The organism is Flavobacterium sp. LC2016-23, from assembly GCF_009674775.1.
Taxonomy (GTDB): Bacteria; Bacteroidota; Bacteroidia; order Flavobacteriales; family Flavobacteriaceae; genus Flavobacterium.
Genome location: NZ_WKKE01000022.1, coordinates 40,956 through 58,127, shown reverse-complemented (window position 1 = coordinate 58,127; position 17,172 = coordinate 40,956). Strand labels below are relative to the sequence as shown.

15 protein-coding genes are annotated in these 17,172 nt (G+C 35.6%); 6 read left to right on the top strand and 9 right to left on the bottom strand.

Going from position 1 to position 17,172, the window contains the following annotated elements:
• Positions 1-74: 74 nt before the first annotated feature.
• On the bottom strand, positions 75-602 hold the full coding sequence (locus tag GJU43_RS17960; RefSeq protein ID WP_154342548.1) for an HAD family hydrolase: 528 nt from the start codon (positions 600-602) through the stop codon (positions 75-77).
• On the bottom strand, positions 586-1,347 hold the full coding sequence (locus GJU43_RS17955; protein WP_154342546.1) for a Rossmann-like and DUF2520 domain-containing protein: 762 nt from the start codon (positions 1,345-1,347) through the stop codon (positions 586-588). The genes GJU43_RS17960 and GJU43_RS17955 overlap by 17 nt, the downstream gene beginning before the upstream one ends.
• Before the next feature lie 330 nt (positions 1,348-1,677).
• Between GJU43_RS17955 and ccsA the strand changes: the two genes are divergently transcribed.
• Positions 1,678-4,890, top strand: coding sequence for a cytochrome c biogenesis protein CcsA (gene ccsA / locus GJU43_RS17950; RefSeq protein WP_154342544.1), 3,213 nt, complete (start codon positions 1,678-1,680; stop codon positions 4,888-4,890).
• Between the two features lie 92 nt (positions 4,891-4,982).
• Here ccsA and GJU43_RS17945 read toward each other — a convergent pair whose 3' ends face one another.
• The 4 genes from GJU43_RS17945 to GJU43_RS17930 form a co-directional block, all read right to left on the bottom strand.
• Positions 4,983-5,723: a DUF3667 domain-containing protein gene (locus GJU43_RS17945; protein ID WP_154342543.1), complete on the bottom strand. Its 741-nt coding sequence runs from the start codon at positions 5,721-5,723 to the stop codon at positions 4,983-4,985.
• Between the two features lie 37 nt (positions 5,724-5,760).
• Positions 5,761-6,156: a DoxX family membrane protein gene (locus tag GJU43_RS17940; protein ID WP_154342541.1), complete on the bottom strand. Its 396-nt coding sequence runs from the start codon at positions 6,154-6,156 to the stop codon at positions 5,761-5,763.
• A 96-nt stretch (positions 6,157-6,252) separates the two neighbouring features.
• Positions 6,253-7,041 carry an anti-sigma factor domain-containing protein gene (locus tag GJU43_RS17935; RefSeq protein WP_154342539.1) on the bottom strand — a complete coding sequence of 263 codons (789 nt, stop codon included), beginning with the start codon at positions 7,039-7,041 and terminating at the stop codon, positions 6,253-6,255.
• Positions 7,041-7,571, bottom strand: a complete 531-nt coding sequence (locus GJU43_RS17930) for an RNA polymerase sigma factor (protein WP_127340584.1) — start codon at positions 7,569-7,571, stop codon at positions 7,041-7,043. Before GJU43_RS17930 ends, GJU43_RS17935 begins: the two co-directional genes overlap by 1 nt.
• A 352-nt stretch (positions 7,572-7,923) precedes the next feature.
• Here GJU43_RS17930 and GJU43_RS17925 point away from each other — a divergent pair, with 352 nt between their 5' ends.
• Positions 7,924-8,061, top strand: a complete 138-nt coding sequence (locus GJU43_RS17925) for a hypothetical protein (RefSeq protein WP_154342537.1) — start codon at positions 7,924-7,926, stop codon at positions 8,059-8,061.
• Positions 8,062-8,559: 498 nt separating this feature from the next.
• Positions 8,560-9,147, top strand: coding sequence for a glutathione peroxidase (locus tag GJU43_RS17920; RefSeq protein WP_154342535.1), 588 nt, complete (start codon positions 8,560-8,562; stop codon positions 9,145-9,147).
• A 243-nt stretch (positions 9,148-9,390) separates the two neighbouring features.
• Here the strand turns inward: GJU43_RS17920 and GJU43_RS17915 are convergent, their stop codons facing one another.
• Complete coding sequence (locus tag GJU43_RS17915) at positions 9,391-9,888, bottom strand: GNAT family N-acetyltransferase (RefSeq protein WP_154342533.1); 498 nt, start codon at positions 9,886-9,888, stop codon at positions 9,391-9,393.
• 24 nt (positions 9,889-9,912) lie between these two features.
• Positions 9,913-11,088 (bottom strand): thioredoxin family protein, encoded by a 1,176-nt coding sequence (locus GJU43_RS17910; RefSeq protein ID WP_154342531.1) that lies wholly within the window; start codon positions 11,086-11,088, stop codon positions 9,913-9,915.
• 164 nt (positions 11,089-11,252) lie between these two features.
• Between GJU43_RS17910 and menD the strand changes: the two genes are divergently transcribed.
• Positions 11,253-12,914 (top strand): 2-succinyl-5-enolpyruvyl-6-hydroxy-3-cyclohexene-1-carboxylic-acid synthase, encoded by a 1,662-nt coding sequence (gene menD / locus GJU43_RS17905; RefSeq protein ID WP_154342529.1) that lies wholly within the window; start codon positions 11,253-11,255, stop codon positions 12,912-12,914.
• Positions 12,915-13,032: 118 nt separating this feature from the next.
• On the opposite strand, the gene GJU43_RS17900 is transcribed toward menD, so the two are convergent.
• Positions 13,033-14,382, bottom strand: a complete 1,350-nt coding sequence (locus GJU43_RS17900; RefSeq protein ID WP_154342527.1) for a M20/M25/M40 family metallo-hydrolase — start codon at positions 14,380-14,382, stop codon at positions 13,033-13,035.
• A gap of 166 nt (positions 14,383-14,548) precedes the next feature.
• On the opposite strand from GJU43_RS17900, the gene GJU43_RS17895 reads away from it, so the two are divergent.
• Both GJU43_RS17895 and GJU43_RS17890 read left to right on the top strand, forming a co-directional pair.
• The gene (locus GJU43_RS17895; protein ID WP_154342525.1) at positions 14,549-15,406 is read left to right on the top strand and encodes a S1 RNA-binding domain-containing protein; all 858 of its coding nucleotides are present in this window, start codon (positions 14,549-14,551) and stop codon (positions 15,404-15,406) included.
• Between the two features lie 853 nt (positions 15,407-16,259).
• The gene (locus tag GJU43_RS17890; protein ID WP_154342523.1) at positions 16,260-17,093 is read left to right on the top strand and encodes a 1,4-dihydroxy-2-naphthoyl-CoA synthase; all 834 of its coding nucleotides are present in this window, start codon (positions 16,260-16,262) and stop codon (positions 17,091-17,093) included.
• Positions 17,094-17,172: the final 79 nt, after the last annotated feature.

The following is a 17,172-nucleotide window of genomic DNA, read 5'->3' as shown; positions in this document are numbered from 1 at the left end:
TTTTATGAAGGTGCAGAGAGGCAAAGGTTCAAAGTTTTTTTATTGGTCTGAAAACTGCGACTGCGACTAAAAACTTAATCATGCTTTCCGCTAAAATGCTCCATCCATTTTCCTTGTACTTTCATCACTTGTTCGATAACATCACGTGCAGCACCTTTTCCTCCTTTAACGTGTGAAATATAACGGCAGATGTTTTTGATTTCAGGGCTTGCATCTTGCGGACAGGTTGGTAAGCCTACTAATTTCATAACATGAAAATCCGGAATATCATCACCCATATACAACACGTTTTCCGGATTAATATTGTAAAGATCAGTGTACTCTTTAAAGGTTTTAACTTTGTCCGGAGTTCCTAAGTGAATATCCTTAATTCCTAAATTATGCAGACGAACCCGAACACCTTCGTTGCTCCCGCCGGAAATAATGCAAACATTGTAGCCGCTTTCCACCGCCGCTTTCATAGCGTAACCGTCACGAATATTCATCGTACGAAGAATTTCTCCTTCATTGGTTACAAAAACAGAGCTGTCTGTAAGTACGCCATCAACATCAAAAACAAACGTCGTGATGTCATTCATTATTTCTTTATAACTTTTTGCCATTATTTTGTATAGATTGGGTTAGTATTTTATAGATATTTTTTTGATTTTCAGTTGTTAAATAATCCAAATGAGCGTTAATAGTCACAGCGTCATTACGTTTTGCAGGACCTGTTTGTGCGTCAATCGGATTTAAGGTGTTTATTTTTTCTGCTGTTTCCCGTATCAGCGGTTTAAGAATTTCAAAAGGAACCTGGTGTTCTTCACAAATTTCCTGTCCGATCTGGTACAAATGATTGGTAAAATTATTCACAAAAACAGCCGAAACATGCAGTGCTTTTCTCTGATCTGAATTAATTGCAAAAACTGCATTTGAAATACTTTTTGCGACAGTTTCCAGAATACGAAAGTCAAAAGTGTTTTCTGCTTCCAGGCACATCGGAATTGCTGAGAAATCAATATCCTTGTTTTTAGAAAATGTTTGCAGCGGATAGAAAACGCCTTTTCTGTTTTTTGAATCCAGAACATCGAGTGAAGCGGCACCGGAAGTATGAACAACAATTCGGTTTTGAAAAGGCAATTGCTTTGAAACGTCTGCAATTGCTTTATCAGAAACTGCGATAATGTACAAATCAGCTTCTTTTAAATCCTCAAAATCACTTGTAATTTTATCAAATTCAATTACAGCGGATAAAGCCTCTTTCTTTCGGGAATATACCTGTACAATTTCTATAAGCTCACTTTTAGCGAAAGCCTTAATCAAATGCTGTGCTACATTTCCGGAACCAATTAGTGTTATTCGAATCATAGCGCAAAATTAGCATTATTTTTTTTAAAGAGAATACGTCAGAAAAAAGTTTGGCCACAGATGACACGGATTAAAGAGATTTGATGCGTTATGATTAATTTAAAAGAAGGTTCCGTCACCAAGGTAAAAAAAGAATCTGTTTAATCCGTGTAATCTGTGGCTTACAATATAGTCCAGTGTTTTGTAGCTTTATAAAATTAAGCAGAGGGTTTTAAGAATTTGATTTAATTGCAACACCTTTTTTTGGTTTTAATTAACAAATCACAAATATCGGAACTCAACATTTTTAAGTACTTTTGTGGCACTTTTATACAATGTAATTCCTCAAAAATGGATAAAAAAATATTCTCTTTTTTATTTTCTACACGATTAATGGCCGTTCTTTTTTTAACATTTGCTTTAGCAATGGGTATCGGAACTTTTGTAGAAAGTAAGTACAATACCGATACGGCCCGAATTATAATTTACAATACATGGTGGTTTGAAGCGATAATGGTCTTTTTTATGATTAATTTCATTGGAAACATTAAGCGTTATCAATTACTGAAAAAGGAAAAATGGGCAACTTTTTTATTGCATATTGCCTTTATCTTTATTCTTTTAGGAGCTTTTATTACAAGATACATCAGTTATGAAGGCGTGATGCCGATTCGTGAAGGTGCTGCCGAAAATCAGATTTATTCTGAAAAAACATTCCTGACCGTATTTGCTGATGGGGAGTACAAGGGAGAAATGAAACGAAGAGTCTTCGAAAAAAGCCTTTTACTATCACCTGTGACCAATAATGATTTTTCTATTTCAGGCAAGTTTGATGAAACTTCGTTTGAAGTAACTTACGAGAACTACATTATGGGAGCGAAAGAAGTGGTAAAACCGGATCCGAAAGGAACTTTATACCTGAAATTAGTAGAAGCAGGAGCAGGAGGGCGTGAAGAACATTTCCTGAAAGAAGGTGAAGTTCAAAATATTCACAACGTTTTGTTTGCTTTGAATAAGCCTACAGCAGGAGCCATTAACATCAATACTACAGGGGAAAAATATACTATTCAGACGCCTTTCGAAGGTAATTTTATGCGAATGGCGGATAAATTTCAGGGTAAAGTGACCAAAGATAACGTACAGCCTCTGATGATGCGTTCTCTATACAGTATCGGCGACATTAGAATTGTATTTCCGGATCCTGCCATGAAAGGAAGTATAGCCTATGAATCGAATAAAGATTTTAAGGCTAAAAGCCATCATGATGCTTTAATCGTAAAAGTAAAATCAGAAGGACAGGAAAAAGAAATCACGCTTTTGGGATCTAAAGGAAGTGTTGGAGAACCAAAAACAGTTAAAATTGGCAATATTGAATATTCTTTATTCTACGGAAGTAAAGCTTATATTTTGCCTTTTAAAGTTAAATTAAACGATTTTATTGCTACAAAATATCCGGGAACAGAAAAAAGTTATTCTGCTTTTGAAAGTAAAGTTACCGTTCAGGATTCTACAGAAACTTTTGATGCTGATATTTATATGAACCACGTTTTAGATCACAAAGGGTACCGTTTTTTCCAGTCTTCATTTGATCCGGATGAAAAAGGAACTGTATTATCTGTAAATCATGATTTCTGGGGAACGTCTATCACTTATTTAGGCTATTTCATGCTGTTTTTCGGTCTGATGGCGATCATGTTTACCAAACATTCCCGTTTTGCTGATTTAAAGCGCAAACTGGAAGGTGTAAAAAAGAAAAAAGAGAAATTCGTTACGATTTTAGTTTTGCTTTTAAGTCTAAATGGTTTTGCACAGGAAGCGCCTGCACCTCATGTTCATACACCGGGACATACACATTCACATACCGAAGATCCGAACGATCATGCCAATCATGTTACGGCACCGCCAAGTCAGAAACAGTTAGATTCTTTATTGAGTATTTATAAAGCTCCTGAATCACACGCAGCAAAATTTGGACGCCTGATTATTCAGGATGCCGGCGGAAGGATGAAACCTATTAATACTTTTTCATCAGAATTGCTTCGAAAAGTAAGTCAGAGTGATACCTACAACGACATGAATTCCGATCAGGTATTTTTGTCTATGACACAATATGCCCAGGTTTGGATTCAGGTTCCAATTATCCACCTGAGAGCAGGGAATGACAGTATTCGTAAAATTATCGGAGTAGAAAAAGAGGCTAAACACGCTCCTTTTGTAAACTTCTTTGATGCCAATGGAAATTACAAACTGGCACCTTATTTAGACGCAGCATACAAAGCGGCCAATCCAAATCAGTTTGAGAAAGATTTTATTGAAACCGATAAAAAAGTAAATTTAATGGAATCGGCATTGAGCGGAAGTATTTTGAAAATATTCCCGATTCCGAATGATCCGAATAACAAATGGATTTCGTATTTAGAGCGCGAAAGTGCCGGACTGAAAGGAATGGACTCTACTTATGTGAAGCAAATTCTGCCTTTATATTTTAGTGCTTTGAATAATGCTTCCATTTCCAAAGATTTTAGCACGGCCGATAATTTAGTCGAAAGTATCAATGGCTTCCAAAAGAAATTCGGAAGTAAAGTTCGCCCAGGTGAACAAAAAATTGATGCGGAAATTGCCTATAACAAATATGATGTTTTTAAGAAACTTCCGTATTGGTACATTACAGCTTCTGTTTTAATGTTGCTATTTACGATTTTGAATATCTTTTTTGAAAAAAAATGGCTGCGTATAACAGTAAACGGTTTTCATATTATCATCGGCTTTTTATTTGCATTGCATACTTTAGGATTAATCGCCCGCTGGTACATTTCGGGGCACGCACCTTGGAGTAATGCTTATGAATCCATTATTTATGTAGCGTGGGCTACAATGTTCTTCGGACTGGCTTTTGACAGAAAATCGAAGCTAACCGTTGCTTCATCAGCCTTTGTAACAGCCATGATCTTAATGGCGGCATACATGAACTGGATCGATCCGGAAATTGCAAATCTGCAGCCGGTTCTTAATTCGTATTGGTTAATGATTCACGTGGCGGTTATTGTGGCCAGTTACGGCCCTTTTGCCTTGGGAATGATTTTAGGTTTTGTGGCTTTGATACTGATTTTCTTTACTACAGAAAAGAACAAGGCTAAAATGAGCTTAAACATTAAAGAAATAACCTATATCAATGAAATGGCACTGACTATTGGATTGATTATGCTGACTATTGGAAACTTCCTTGGGGGACAATGGGCCAATGAAAGCTGGGGACGTTACTGGGGATGGGATCCGAAAGAAACCTGGGCCCTGATCTCGATTATGGTATACGGATTTGTAATTCACGCCAGATTTGTTCCTGCTTTACGCGGAAAGTGGTTCTTTAATCTAATGAGTATGTTTGCCTTTATTTCGATTTTGTTTACCTATTACGGAGTAAATTTCCACCTGGTTGGTCTGCATTCTTACGCAAGCGGGGAAGCGCATTCCCTAAACTGGATCTGGTATTCCTTGGGAACTATTTCGCTAATTGGAGCGATAACTTATCCAGCCTACAGAAAGCATTATAAAAGCAAAAAATAATATATAGAATTATTAATTCAAAAAAAATGTTCGACTGAAAAGTCGAACATTTTTTTTGTTATAAAGATTTCAAGCCAATCCGTCGAAATTAATTAATTGATGAAAGATGAATACCCCAATAGAGAAGCAATCACACCTATTGTTAAAAGAAAACTGGCCCAGAAAATAAGCTGGCTTAAAATAGAGAGTAACAATGCTTTGATTTTAGAAATTTTATTAAAGAATTGAATGTTCGTCCAGAAAGTTAAAATAAGATCAATTATATATACTGCAATCATAATTTTATGCAGTTCAGGTTTTCCGTTATTGTAAAGAACCAGAGGAAATATGATAAGATGAGCAAACAATTTCTGAGAGGCTTTGTAAGTATTTAGTACAAAGTATTCTACAAAATTATAACCTTGTTTTCTAAAACTAAGGTAGGTTCCTAAAGTAAAAAACGGAATGGTCACGATTATGATCCATGAATAATGTTTCGAACTCCATTCATTAAACTGACCAATATCTATATTGGGATTAGACGTATTATCATATAAATTAATATGAAAGGAATGATATAAGAGGCCGTAAAAAGTAGCCAAAACTACAACCAAAGACAAAGGTTTGAAATGCCTGACACGTTTTCCTTCAATAAATTCGCGAATAGAATGCCCTGGTCTTGTAAATAATTGTTTGATGGAATACGGAATGCCCTCATCAAAATGTAATAAGCTGTGCCTGATTTCATGCCATAAATAATGTGCATTAATTTTGTGGGTTGCGGCAGGCTGACCACAATTATTACAGTAATGGCCTTTATAAATATGATTACAATTTTTGCAGGTTATTTCCATTCTTTAGGCTATTTTTAATATTATAAAATAGAATTTGTTAGTGCTGCGCCTGAATTTTATCCTTTTTAAAACCATTCGGAAACATAATAGCAAGAAGCACCATAATCAATAAAAAGTTATATTCCATACCATTTCTTCCGCCGCCTACGACAAACCAGCCTTCCTGAAAATGAACCAGAATAATTCCCATAATAAGAACCAGAATTGTTACAAAACCGGCTAATTTGACATATTTATTAAGAAGCAGAAGAACGGCCGCTAAAACATGTGATAATTTAATCGACCAGGCCAAAAGAACGCCATACGGTGCAAATCCAATCTGGTTGAGAAATAAATTCCCAAAATCGTTGATCCCGTTATTAAACATTCCGAATACAGAATGGGTCAGGAGAATAATAGCAATTGTAATTCTTAAAAGTAAAGTTCCGCTCATGTGATGGCTTTTGATTGTTTTTGACTTAAAAATAATAAAAAAAACGCACATCAAAATAAATTAATGTGCGTTTTCAATATTAGTACGACTCTGTTATTATACTTTTCCTAAAGTATATAGCTGTTCCATAGTAGGTGTAAGGCTTCCTCCGGCCGGCTCAAGTGTTATACCAAAAGCTTCCGCTGAAACGGTTTGGCTTACAGCAAATATTTTTTGATCGTTGGAGTCAAAATCACTTAACAAACCAATGCTGGTTGGTGTAAGTACCGGACTTAATTTTAAAGCCCATACCTGATACACCATTCCTTTTGGAGGTTTTGGTAAACCTGCAGCATCAATATAAGTCGTTTTGGTGTCTTTGTTCCAGTATACTTTTGCAAATGAGGTTGGAGAAACCGCCTGACCACCAAGTGTTACTCCGGTGTTTTTAATATCTCTTACAATAGTCAGACTTTTTTCAGTTTGTTTATTTTGCTGCTCCAGATAAGCAAAATCTCTTTCTATTTTAGTTTTCTCGTTACCAACGGTTGCAATAGCGTCTTTTGTTTTGGTCAGTTCCAGAGTTTGGTACCCAAGACCTAAAAGCAATACGACTGCAGCTGCCCAGCCCACATATTGTGACCAGTTTGAAGCAGGCTTCATATCGATTACTTTGCCATGCTTAAGCTCGAGGCGTGCCTTGATCTTTTCGAAATTAGCAACCGAATGGAATGGGGAGAAACTTGACGACAGAGCCACAATAGCCCTTTCAATCGAAAGGATTTCCTGATCTATTTCGGGATTGTTTTTAGCCATTTCGGCTACTTCCAGATTTTCTTCTTCGGTTAATAAACCGTAAACGTAAAGTTCCAGAATTCCTGATTCTATATATTCTTTTGCTTCCATTAGATTTTTAAATAATTACGTAAATCGTTAATACAGTTTCTGTTTTGCGTCTTGATAGTCCCCAATGGCATTGCCAGTTCTTCTGAAGCTTCTTGTTGGGTATACCCTTTGAAAAATAATAAATCGATTATCTCAATACATTTAGGTTTCAGCTTTTTTACAAATTCCTGAATACCGATCGTATCAATTTTATTCGTCAACTTATTACTGTCATCTAACAGATTTACGAAATTATCTGAAGAAAGGTTTTTTTGACTGTTATTAAAATTTTTGGATCTGAGCTTGTCAATTGATGTATTCCTAGCTATATTAAGGATCCAGGTATAAAATCGGCCTTTACTTTCGTTATAAGAATCTATATTTTTCCATATTTTGACAAAAACTTCCTGCAAAACATCTTCAGCTTCTTCTCGGTTTTTTATCAGAACATTAATAACCGAAAACAAACTTTTCGAATACATATCATACAAATGGGTAAAAGCTCTTTCGTCTTTTTTGTAAATTAAAACTAGTAATTCTTCTTGACTCATATAATGGGATTTTTAAGCTTAAACTAAATTTTTATTTTTTTATTTTGATTAGTTCAGATAAAGATAATTTATTTTTTCGTGAAAACGATATTTTTTTTTAACAGTCTAAACCTTAGTAAAACAAGGAGTTCTAAAAAAAAGTAACTTTTTTTTGACTTTTTTAAAACCAAAAGGAAACCACTTACGTAAATGCTATTATAACATGAAATAAAATATTTAGTTAAATAGCAAATAAAACAAATATTCCTTTAAAATTAAATTTTCAGGGTGAACTGTTAGGTTAAGAAATTAGTAAAACAGGCATTTTTTAAGATAGAAATCGTAAAGTAAATCTCAGTAAAATAATTAAGTCATGTATAAAATAAATAATTTAAAAATATTGATTGTAGGCCTGACCAGTGTTTTGGCACTTGCAAATTTTAATAAAGATGGTTTAAAAGAGATAAAAGCAAAGGAGGGAAGAACGAATTTGAGTCTTTGTAAAAACTAATAGTTGATGCCCTCGGACTTCCAATCGAAAATATTGCTTTAGATGATGCCGATGCTGAAAGTTTTGCCCCTGCAAACGAATTAGAATTTTTTACTATTGTAAACACCGATACTAAAAAATATTTGCAGACGAGTGAAATCGAGGATGAAAAATTTCGATAAAAACCGAGGAATCAACTATAGAGAATAAAACAATTAAAAAAAAATGATTTTGTCAGCAGGTTTACAATACTCAGGTTTGCTGCAATGTCAATACGACAAAATAGTCCGGAATTGTGGAAAAATTAAATTGCAGATTCTGAACTATAAAAGATAAAAAGCAAAAAAGCTTTAAAAAATTCAAATTTCATGGTTTGATTTGTTTGTATGGGGAGAAGCCTAACGTCTGATTAACGTTAGGCTTCATTTTTTTTATTTAACTTATATTTAATACAAAATAAGGTTGCTGAAAAACAACTGTAAAACTCTTTTTAACTAATTTTATAAAAAAATTAAAACGATGAAAAAAATATTATCTCTGGCTTATGGCGTCCTATTTTTATTTAGCTGCCAAAATCAAGCACAAACCAATAAAACAAAAACTCCTAAAACGGATAAGGTTATGACAAAAGAAACTATTTACCAATTTAAAGTAGAAGATTTATCGGGAAATCCTTTTGATTTTGCTTCTTTAAAAGGCAAAAAAGTAATGATTGTAAACACGGCTTCAAAATGTGGTCTCACACCTCAATACAAGGATCTGGAAGCGATTTACAAAGAATATAAAGACAAAGGTTTTGTAATTGTTGGTTTTCCTGCCAATAATTTCGCTTCACAGGAACCTGGTACAAATGAAGAAATCGGGGCTTTTTGCCAGCAAAATTACGGGGTGACTTTCCCTATGATGGATAAAGTTTCCGTAAAAGGAGATGATATGTGTGAAGTATATAAATTCCTGACTCAAAAATCTAAAAATGGATTACAGGATTCTGAAGTAGAATGGAATTTTCAAAAATACCTGATCAACGAAAAAGGAGAATTGGTAAAAGTAATTAAACCAAGAACGCTGCCTACAGATCCTGAAGTAATCAATTGGATAAAAAGCTAATAACGGTGCTATTTTAACCAAAAATCCACAAACTTGCAGCAATACAGGTTTGTGGATTTTTTTATCAAATGTTATTCATAACAGTTTATTAAACAATTTACGGAAATGATAACAAATAAGCCTATTACTTTGCGTTCCTTGTGTAAATCGTGGCGTTCTTTGCGGTAAAATTCTAGTAATCTGATATCTGTGCAGATCTGTGTTGTCACTTTTGCGAATCCTCTTAATCCGTGGACCAACACACTACTCCAAAATCAACTGCATAAAAACCAAATCAAGCCAATGATCGAATTTGTATCCCACTTCCCGAATCGTTCCTATGGAAACAAAACCAAATCTTTCATGAAAAGCAATACTTCCTGCGTTATCAGCATCGATAGCACCTATCATGACATGATAACCCTGTTCTTTTGCCAAACGAATGAGTTCTGTCAGTAACTGAGAGCCAATTCCTTTTCCGATCACATGATCTACCACATAAACAGAGTGTTCCACGGTGTATTGATAACCGATCTTCTCCCTGAATGTGCCGTAACTCCCAAAACCAACAACTTCACCGTTTAAATCGGCAACAACAATAGGTAAGTTTTTAGTTTTTTTATCTTCAAACCATTTTGTCTGCACTTCAAGAGTCTGAATATCATAACTATAATTAGCGGTTGTATGCAGAATAGAATGATTGACGATAGCAAGAATTTTTTCCAAATCGTTTGTAGTGGCGGGTCTGAGCGTGATGTTCATGATTTTTTTTGATTTTTCTTAATGTTATTTAGACAGTAATTCCGCTAATAAAGCATCAACATCATTAGTACTCCAGGTCATTTCGGTACAGATTACTTTTGCATGTTGCGCATATTTTAAAGCGGATTTCTTGTCTTTTATTTTGTTATAAAGCCGGGCTAAAAGTAAATTTCCGTCATACGAATCATTCAATTCTAAAGAATGTTTTACCCAAAAAATAGCCATTTTCAAAGCATTGGTATCGGTTATATGTTTGAGATAGGTTTGTCCGATATCTTTTAGGAAACTGGCATCATTCCACACCAGTTTCTGAGTATCTTCAAGCGTTACTTTTTTATAAAATTGCCATTTTTCGGTTCTTTCGGCTAAAGTCAGATCAAACTTAAAAACCAGGGAATCCGTTTTCTGCAATCGGATCGATTTTGCAATTTCCCTTTGTTTATAATAATTCACGGTGTCTAAATTATCGACCAAAGGGCGAAGCAATTCGCTTACGATACTTTCGACTTTGCGGTCTACACGATTTTGCGAAGCTACGGCAGCAAATTCTTTCTGATGTTTTAAAACATATTGAAATTCCCTCGAATTAATGTCTGTCACCCCATTTGCAATCACACGCCAGTTGGTTTCGCTCACCAATTGTGTATCAGACTGTGTGTTCAGATAAAGGTGCGTGGCCGGAGACAAATCGGTTCTGTCTTTTCCTTTCTTTAAAGTATTCAGGTAAGCAAAGAATTTTGTCGAATTGGATGGATCAGCCAGAAACTCTTTTTCTAAATACGGCAGCTGCATTTTCGGATTCAAAGCATAATTCACTTCGGTCAGAAACGCTGCTGTTTTCATTTCGCCTTTTAGCGCGTAAAGCAATGTTTCAGTGGCATCTAAAAATAAAAAGGTGGGTAGTGATTTGGTATTGAATTTATCTTTGAGCATTTTTCCTTCTTCCTTTTCAATATCTTTCCAGAGGCAGACATAATTTCTTTTAAGGAAATCCATTACTGCAGGATCACTAAAGACCTCTTTTTTCATCTGATTGCAATGCGGACACCAATCGGCATACAGCATTACAAAAAGCGGTTTGTTTGCAGCTTTGGCTGTTTCTAAACCCGTTCTATAAGGTATATCATCAGGAACAAACTGATTTTGTGAGTGTAAGATTGGTACCGAAATGAAAAATAAAAACAGGTATATGAAACGCATTAGAAGTTTATTTTATTCAAAAAAATAGCTTTTACAAAGATATTCCCTTTTTCTAAAAATTGACTTAATATCTCACCATTTATAAGTTAAATCAACATCGAAGTTTGTAACTTTGTAGTATTAGAAAGTTTTTCGATTTTCTGGAATAATAACACGTCATAAGAATGATTTACCCCAAAATACCGCTTGCTCAGAGCATCATCGAAATTTGTTTAGCAAAAGGAATCACCACTATCATAATTTCTCCCGGATCAAGAAACGCACCCTTAACTATCGGGTTTGCCCAAAATGCTAATTTTAAATGTTACAGTATTGCCGATGAGCGTTGTGCTGCTTTTTTTGCCCTGGGCATTGCCCAGCAGACCCAACAGCCAACAGCAGTGGTTTGTACTTCGGGATCTGCGTTGTTAAATTATTATCCGGCTGTTGCAGAAGCATTTTACAGTCAGATTCCGTTAGTTATCATTTCTGCAGACCGTCCGCAAAACAAAATCGACATTGGAGACGGGCAAACGATTCGTCAGCAGAATGTTTATGAAAATCATTCGGTTTTCAATGCTAATTTAACCGAAGAAGCTTCTGTTGAAAATGATCTGAAAATTAATAAGGCAATCGAAACCGCTATCCTTAAAAAAGGTCCTGTACACATTAATGCGCCTTTTGAAGAGCCTTTGTATGAAACCGTTGAAGCACTTTCTGTAAAATCAAAAATTACAAATGCAGAACCTGCACTACAAACAAAAACCATAGAAAACAGTGACGAAATTGTTTCTGTCTGGAATGCAGCCAGACGAAAATTAGTCATGGTTGGTGTAAATGACGCCAATGCAATCAATGATGAAGTAACAGAGGCGCTGGCCAAAGATCCGTCTGTAGTGGTGCTGACAGAGACCACTTCAAACCTGCATCACCCTGCTTTTATTAATAGTATCGATACTTTAATTACACCTTTTGAAGAGGCTGATTTTAAAGATTTTCAACCTGAAATTTTAGTGACTTTCGGCGGAATGATTGTTTCAAAACGCATCAAGGCATTTTTACGAAAATACAAACCAAAATACCACTGGCACCTTGACACTTTGAGGGCTTATGATACCTTTAATGCGTTATCAAATCATTTTGTAATGCAGCCAAATGACTTTTTTAAAGATTTATTTTCGAAAGCTGAAATTACAGAGAGCGATTATTTTGCCAACATAAAAAATATCTACGATCTGAGAAAAATCAGAAGAAAAGAATACCTGGATAAAATTCCGTTTTCTGACTTTAAGGTTTTCGAAAAAGTAATTGAAGCTTTGCCTAAAAACAGTCAGCTGCAAATTAGCAACAGTTCAGCGATTCGTTATGCACAACTGATTCATATTGATCCTTCTATCGAAGTTTTTTGTAACAGGGGAACAAGCGGAATTGACGGAAGCACATCGACAGCTATAGGCGCTGCAGTAGGAAGCGGAAAACAAAACGTCTTTATTACCGGAGATATTAGTTTTTTATACGACAGTAATGCTTTATGGAATTCTTATATCCCTCAAAATTTCAAAATTATTTTAATTAATAATGGCGGGGGCGGGATTTTCAGGATTTTACCGGGACACGAAGAGAAACCGGTTTTCAATACTTATTTTGAAACTTCACATCATTTAACAGCGGAACATCTGGCTAAAATGTATCAGCTGAATTACTTCACGGCTACTGACGAGGAATCTTTAGTCAAAAACATAAAATCGTTTTATGTAGCAAATGATGCTCCGTGTATTCTGGAAGTATTCACGCCCACTTTTGAAAACGATGTTATTTTAAAACAATATTTTAAGGAGTTAGTTTAATAGTAAGAAAAAAAGCATCATATATGATGCTTTTTTTCTTTGAATAGCTATTGAATGCGATGTTTTTACATTTAGTTCCTTTGCCCTGTAAAATGCTTCTTGAATTGCCGGTAATAGCTTACTTAACAGGTACTGGAAATACTGGTAAACTGGCATGACCCAATGCATCTACAGCCTGCACCGCAAAGAAATCATTGTCTTTAGAATACGGTATTTCGGCTTTAGTCTCCTTTACAAAAAAAGTTTTCTCCCAGTGAGAAGAAGAAGTCTCTCGCATCAGAATCTGGTAACCGTATGGTGTTTTTCCTTCCGGGGCAGTCCATGCTAATGTAGAAGAATTGGAAAGCTGTTTTACTTCAATCCCTACATTTAAAGGCGCTTTAGGCGACCAGGCTAAATTGGCTAGAGTGGCTAAGTTTGCACAAGTGTTTTTTCGCAGATATTCAAAATCCATAAACTCGGGAAGATCACCATATTGAATGCCATTTTCGGTTCTTAAATCCTGATGCTGATGGTTGAAATTTTCATTCATTTCGCAAAAACGAACGGCTGTAAATCCATTTTGGCTAAACGGAGTGTGATCTCCGCCACGCAAAAAACGATCGTTTCTGTACACTAATTTAACTTTCAGCTGGTCCACATATTGCTCCGTAACGGTTTTAATATAACGTGCCAGTAATCGTGAAGGGCTGTCGTTATCACGGTTTGTCGCTTTACGCATCTTAGCTTCCTCTTCGGTTTCTAAAAACGGAATCGTTTCGCTAAAAATCCGGATCTGCGTATTGTCTCTTACATTAGTACCACTGGACAAACTATTTCCAATCATATCATTGTTCAGCATGGCCACAATATTCCAGTTGGATGCTTTGGCTAATTCTGCTAAATGACGCGCTCCATAAAGACCTTGTTCTTCACCGGTCACGGCTACAAAAATTATGGTGGCAGGAAATGCTCTCTTGCTCATTATTTTAGCCAATTCAATGACAGCCGCAACACCGGATCCGTCGTCATTGGCGCCCGGAGCATTCGATTTTACATTCATGACGTCGGAAACTCTCGAGTCGAGATGTCCACTTATGATCAGCACACGGTTATCGCCCGGATCTGTTCCTTTTAAAGTCGCCATAACATTGCCAAGCTGACTGTCTTTGATAATTCGTTTTCCATCGGCTTTCACTTCAAAATAATCAATTACAGCAGTTAATCTTCCGTCAGATTCCAGTGCAAACCTGTCAAACTCGGATTTTACCCATTGCTGTGCGGCGCCAATGCCTTTGGTTTTGCTTTTGGTATCGCTAAGCGTATGTCTGGTGCCAAAAGAAACTAATTTATGGATCGTAGCTTCCAGGTTTTCGGCCTTGATTTCGCTGATCATTTTTTTTATTTCGGGATCTTCGGCAACCTGCGAAGTCGTAATATGAGTAAAAAACAAAAAAGTAAAAATGGTGTAGAAAAGGGTCTTATTCATTGATTTTGGATTAATTACGGGTTCTCAAATTTAATTAAAATGACTAAACTACGCTAAGATGCCGGTGTCTTTTTTTAATTAGAAACATTTTTAGGATTACCATTTTCAAACTTCGTACATTTGCAGCTGGAAACTTAGCTGCTTAACAGCTTAGAATTTTAAGAATATGATTGAGATAGGAAAATACAACACCCTTACTATATTGCGTGATACCAAAGTTGGTTTATTTTTAGGAAACCCTGAAAAAGACCCTGAAGGAATTCACGATATTTTATTACCCAATAAATACGTTCCAAATGAATTTGAGATAGGCGAGGAGCTTATCGTTTTTGTTTATTTAGACCACGAACAGCGTCCTGTTGCGACAACGCTGGAACCTTATATATTACTGAATGAATTTGCTTTATTAAGAGTCAACTACATCAATCAGGTGGGTGCTTTTATGGACTGGGGAATGGAAAAAGACATTCTGGTTCCGTTTAAAGAACAGGCACGTCCTATGGAAAAAGGAAAACGCTATTTGGTTTATCTTTACATGGATGAAAAAACCAATCGTCTGGTGGCTTCAAGTAAAACCAATCAGTTTTTGAACAATGATACTTTAACTGTTGAAAAAGGAGAAGAAGTTGATTTAATCGTTTCGCATATTACCGAAATCGGAATTAATGTTATTATCAATGAGAAACACAAAGGACTGCTTTACAAAGACGAAGTATACGATGATGCTATAAGAACAGGCGACAGAATGACGGGTTATATAAAAAACATCCGTCCTGATAATAAAATCGATGTGGCGCTTCAGGTGCAGGGATATGAGAGTATTGAGCCAAATGCGGAGAAAATCCTGGACGAACTAAGAGCCAATCGCGGTTTTTTACGTTTAAATGACAGTTCTCACCCTGAAGACATTAAAACGGTGCTTAAAATGAGTAAAAAGACCTTTAAAAAAGCAATAGGTGCTTTGTATAAAGACAAACTCATTGAAATTAAAGAAGACGGAATCTATCTGGTAAAGGATAATTAGTTTTCTTTAAAATCCAATATTTAAAATTCCAAATTCCAAAAATGTAACGCTATTGTTGATTACGATGCAGTAGAAGTCTAGTAAAAGCAAATTCCAACAAAAACACGTAGTATTGGAATCTGGAATTTAAAACTTTGGAATTTACTGTAAAACATAACAAGAAAGGCTACTCATTACAAGTAGCCTCTCTCTTTTTTATTCTAGTTTTAAAAAAAATTGTAATTAAAAAAAAACAGAAATAAAATAATTCGAATCCATTAAAAAAGTAATAGCTTTAAGAATTTTTGAAATTACTCCTTTACTTGGGTATGTCTTTAAACAATCGATACATTCATCTTAAATGCAAAAAATCAATTTCACGGCTGAGCCATTGGTTTTATAGAATAACTTTTAGAAAGTAGTTTATTAGCTTGTTTTCCTTTTTTCGTTTTCAATCTTTGCTAATTACAGACAATTCCAGCTTTTAACCGTAGGTGTTACTATCTCTTTTTTGAAGTTTTTACAAATGCATAAATCATTTGCTCATTAATTAAGGGCTTACCAATAAAAACCATCAAAAAATAAGCGACAAATTTTTTAAATTTTCTCAAAAAAAGTCATTTTTTAGGTTAATAAATCAGTGAAAGAAAATCAATCATAAATCAGTGAAATAAAATGTATCTCATTGATTTCTAGAGTGTAAAATTACTTATTTTTTTTGAATCCAAATGTTAAATAATGTTATTTTTTGTAAGTAAATACCAATTGTTAATATTGGGAGCTATTTTCTTGCAGACTAAAATTAAATAGAGTAGGTAAAAATATAAAAATGGTTTATTTTTACACTATAATTATTAAAACTAAACAAATAGAAATGGATTGGATCACTGCCAGAGAATTTGAAGATATCACCTATAAAAAATGTAATGGAGTTGCCAGAATTGCTTTCAACAGACCAAATGTCAGAAACGCTTTTCGTCCAAAAACAACTTCAGAATTATACCAGGCTTTTTACGACGCACAGGAAGACACTTCAATTGGAGTAGTATTGCTTTCGGCAGAAGGGCCCTCAACTAAAGACGGCGTTTATTCTTTTTGCAGCGGCGGCGATCAGAATGCTCGCGGGCATCAGGGGTATGTAGGGGAAGATGGACAACACCGTCTGAATATTCTGGAAGTGCAGCGTTTAATTCGTTTTATGCCTAAAGTAGTTATTGCCGTTGTTCCCGGTTGGGCAGTAGGTGGCGGACACAGTTTACACGTGGTTTGCGATATGACCCTGGCCAGTAAAGAACATGCTATTTTCAAACAGACAGATGCTGATGTTACCAGTTTCGACGGGGGATACGGATCTGCGTACCTGGCTAAAATGGTGGGTCAGAAAAAAGCACGTGAAATTTTCTTTTTAGGACGAAATTATTCGGCTCAGGAAGCAATGGATATGGGGATGGTAAATGCCGTAATTCCTCATGATGAACTCGAAGATACTGCGTATGAGTGGGCACAGGAAATTCTGCAAAAATCACCAACATCTATAAAAATGCTGAAATTCGCCATGAACCTGACTGATGACGGTATGGTCGGCCAACAGGTCTTTGCAGGCGAAGCAACCCGTCTGGCTTATATGACCGAAGAAGCGAAAGAAGGAAGAAATGCATTTTTGGAAAAAAGAAGACCCAACTTCGGAGAGAATAAGTGGTTACCGTAAAGTTTAGAGTCTCAGTCTCAGTGTCAGTTTTCAGCTTCAACCGAGACCGAGACTGAGACTGAGACTGTAAACTTTTCCA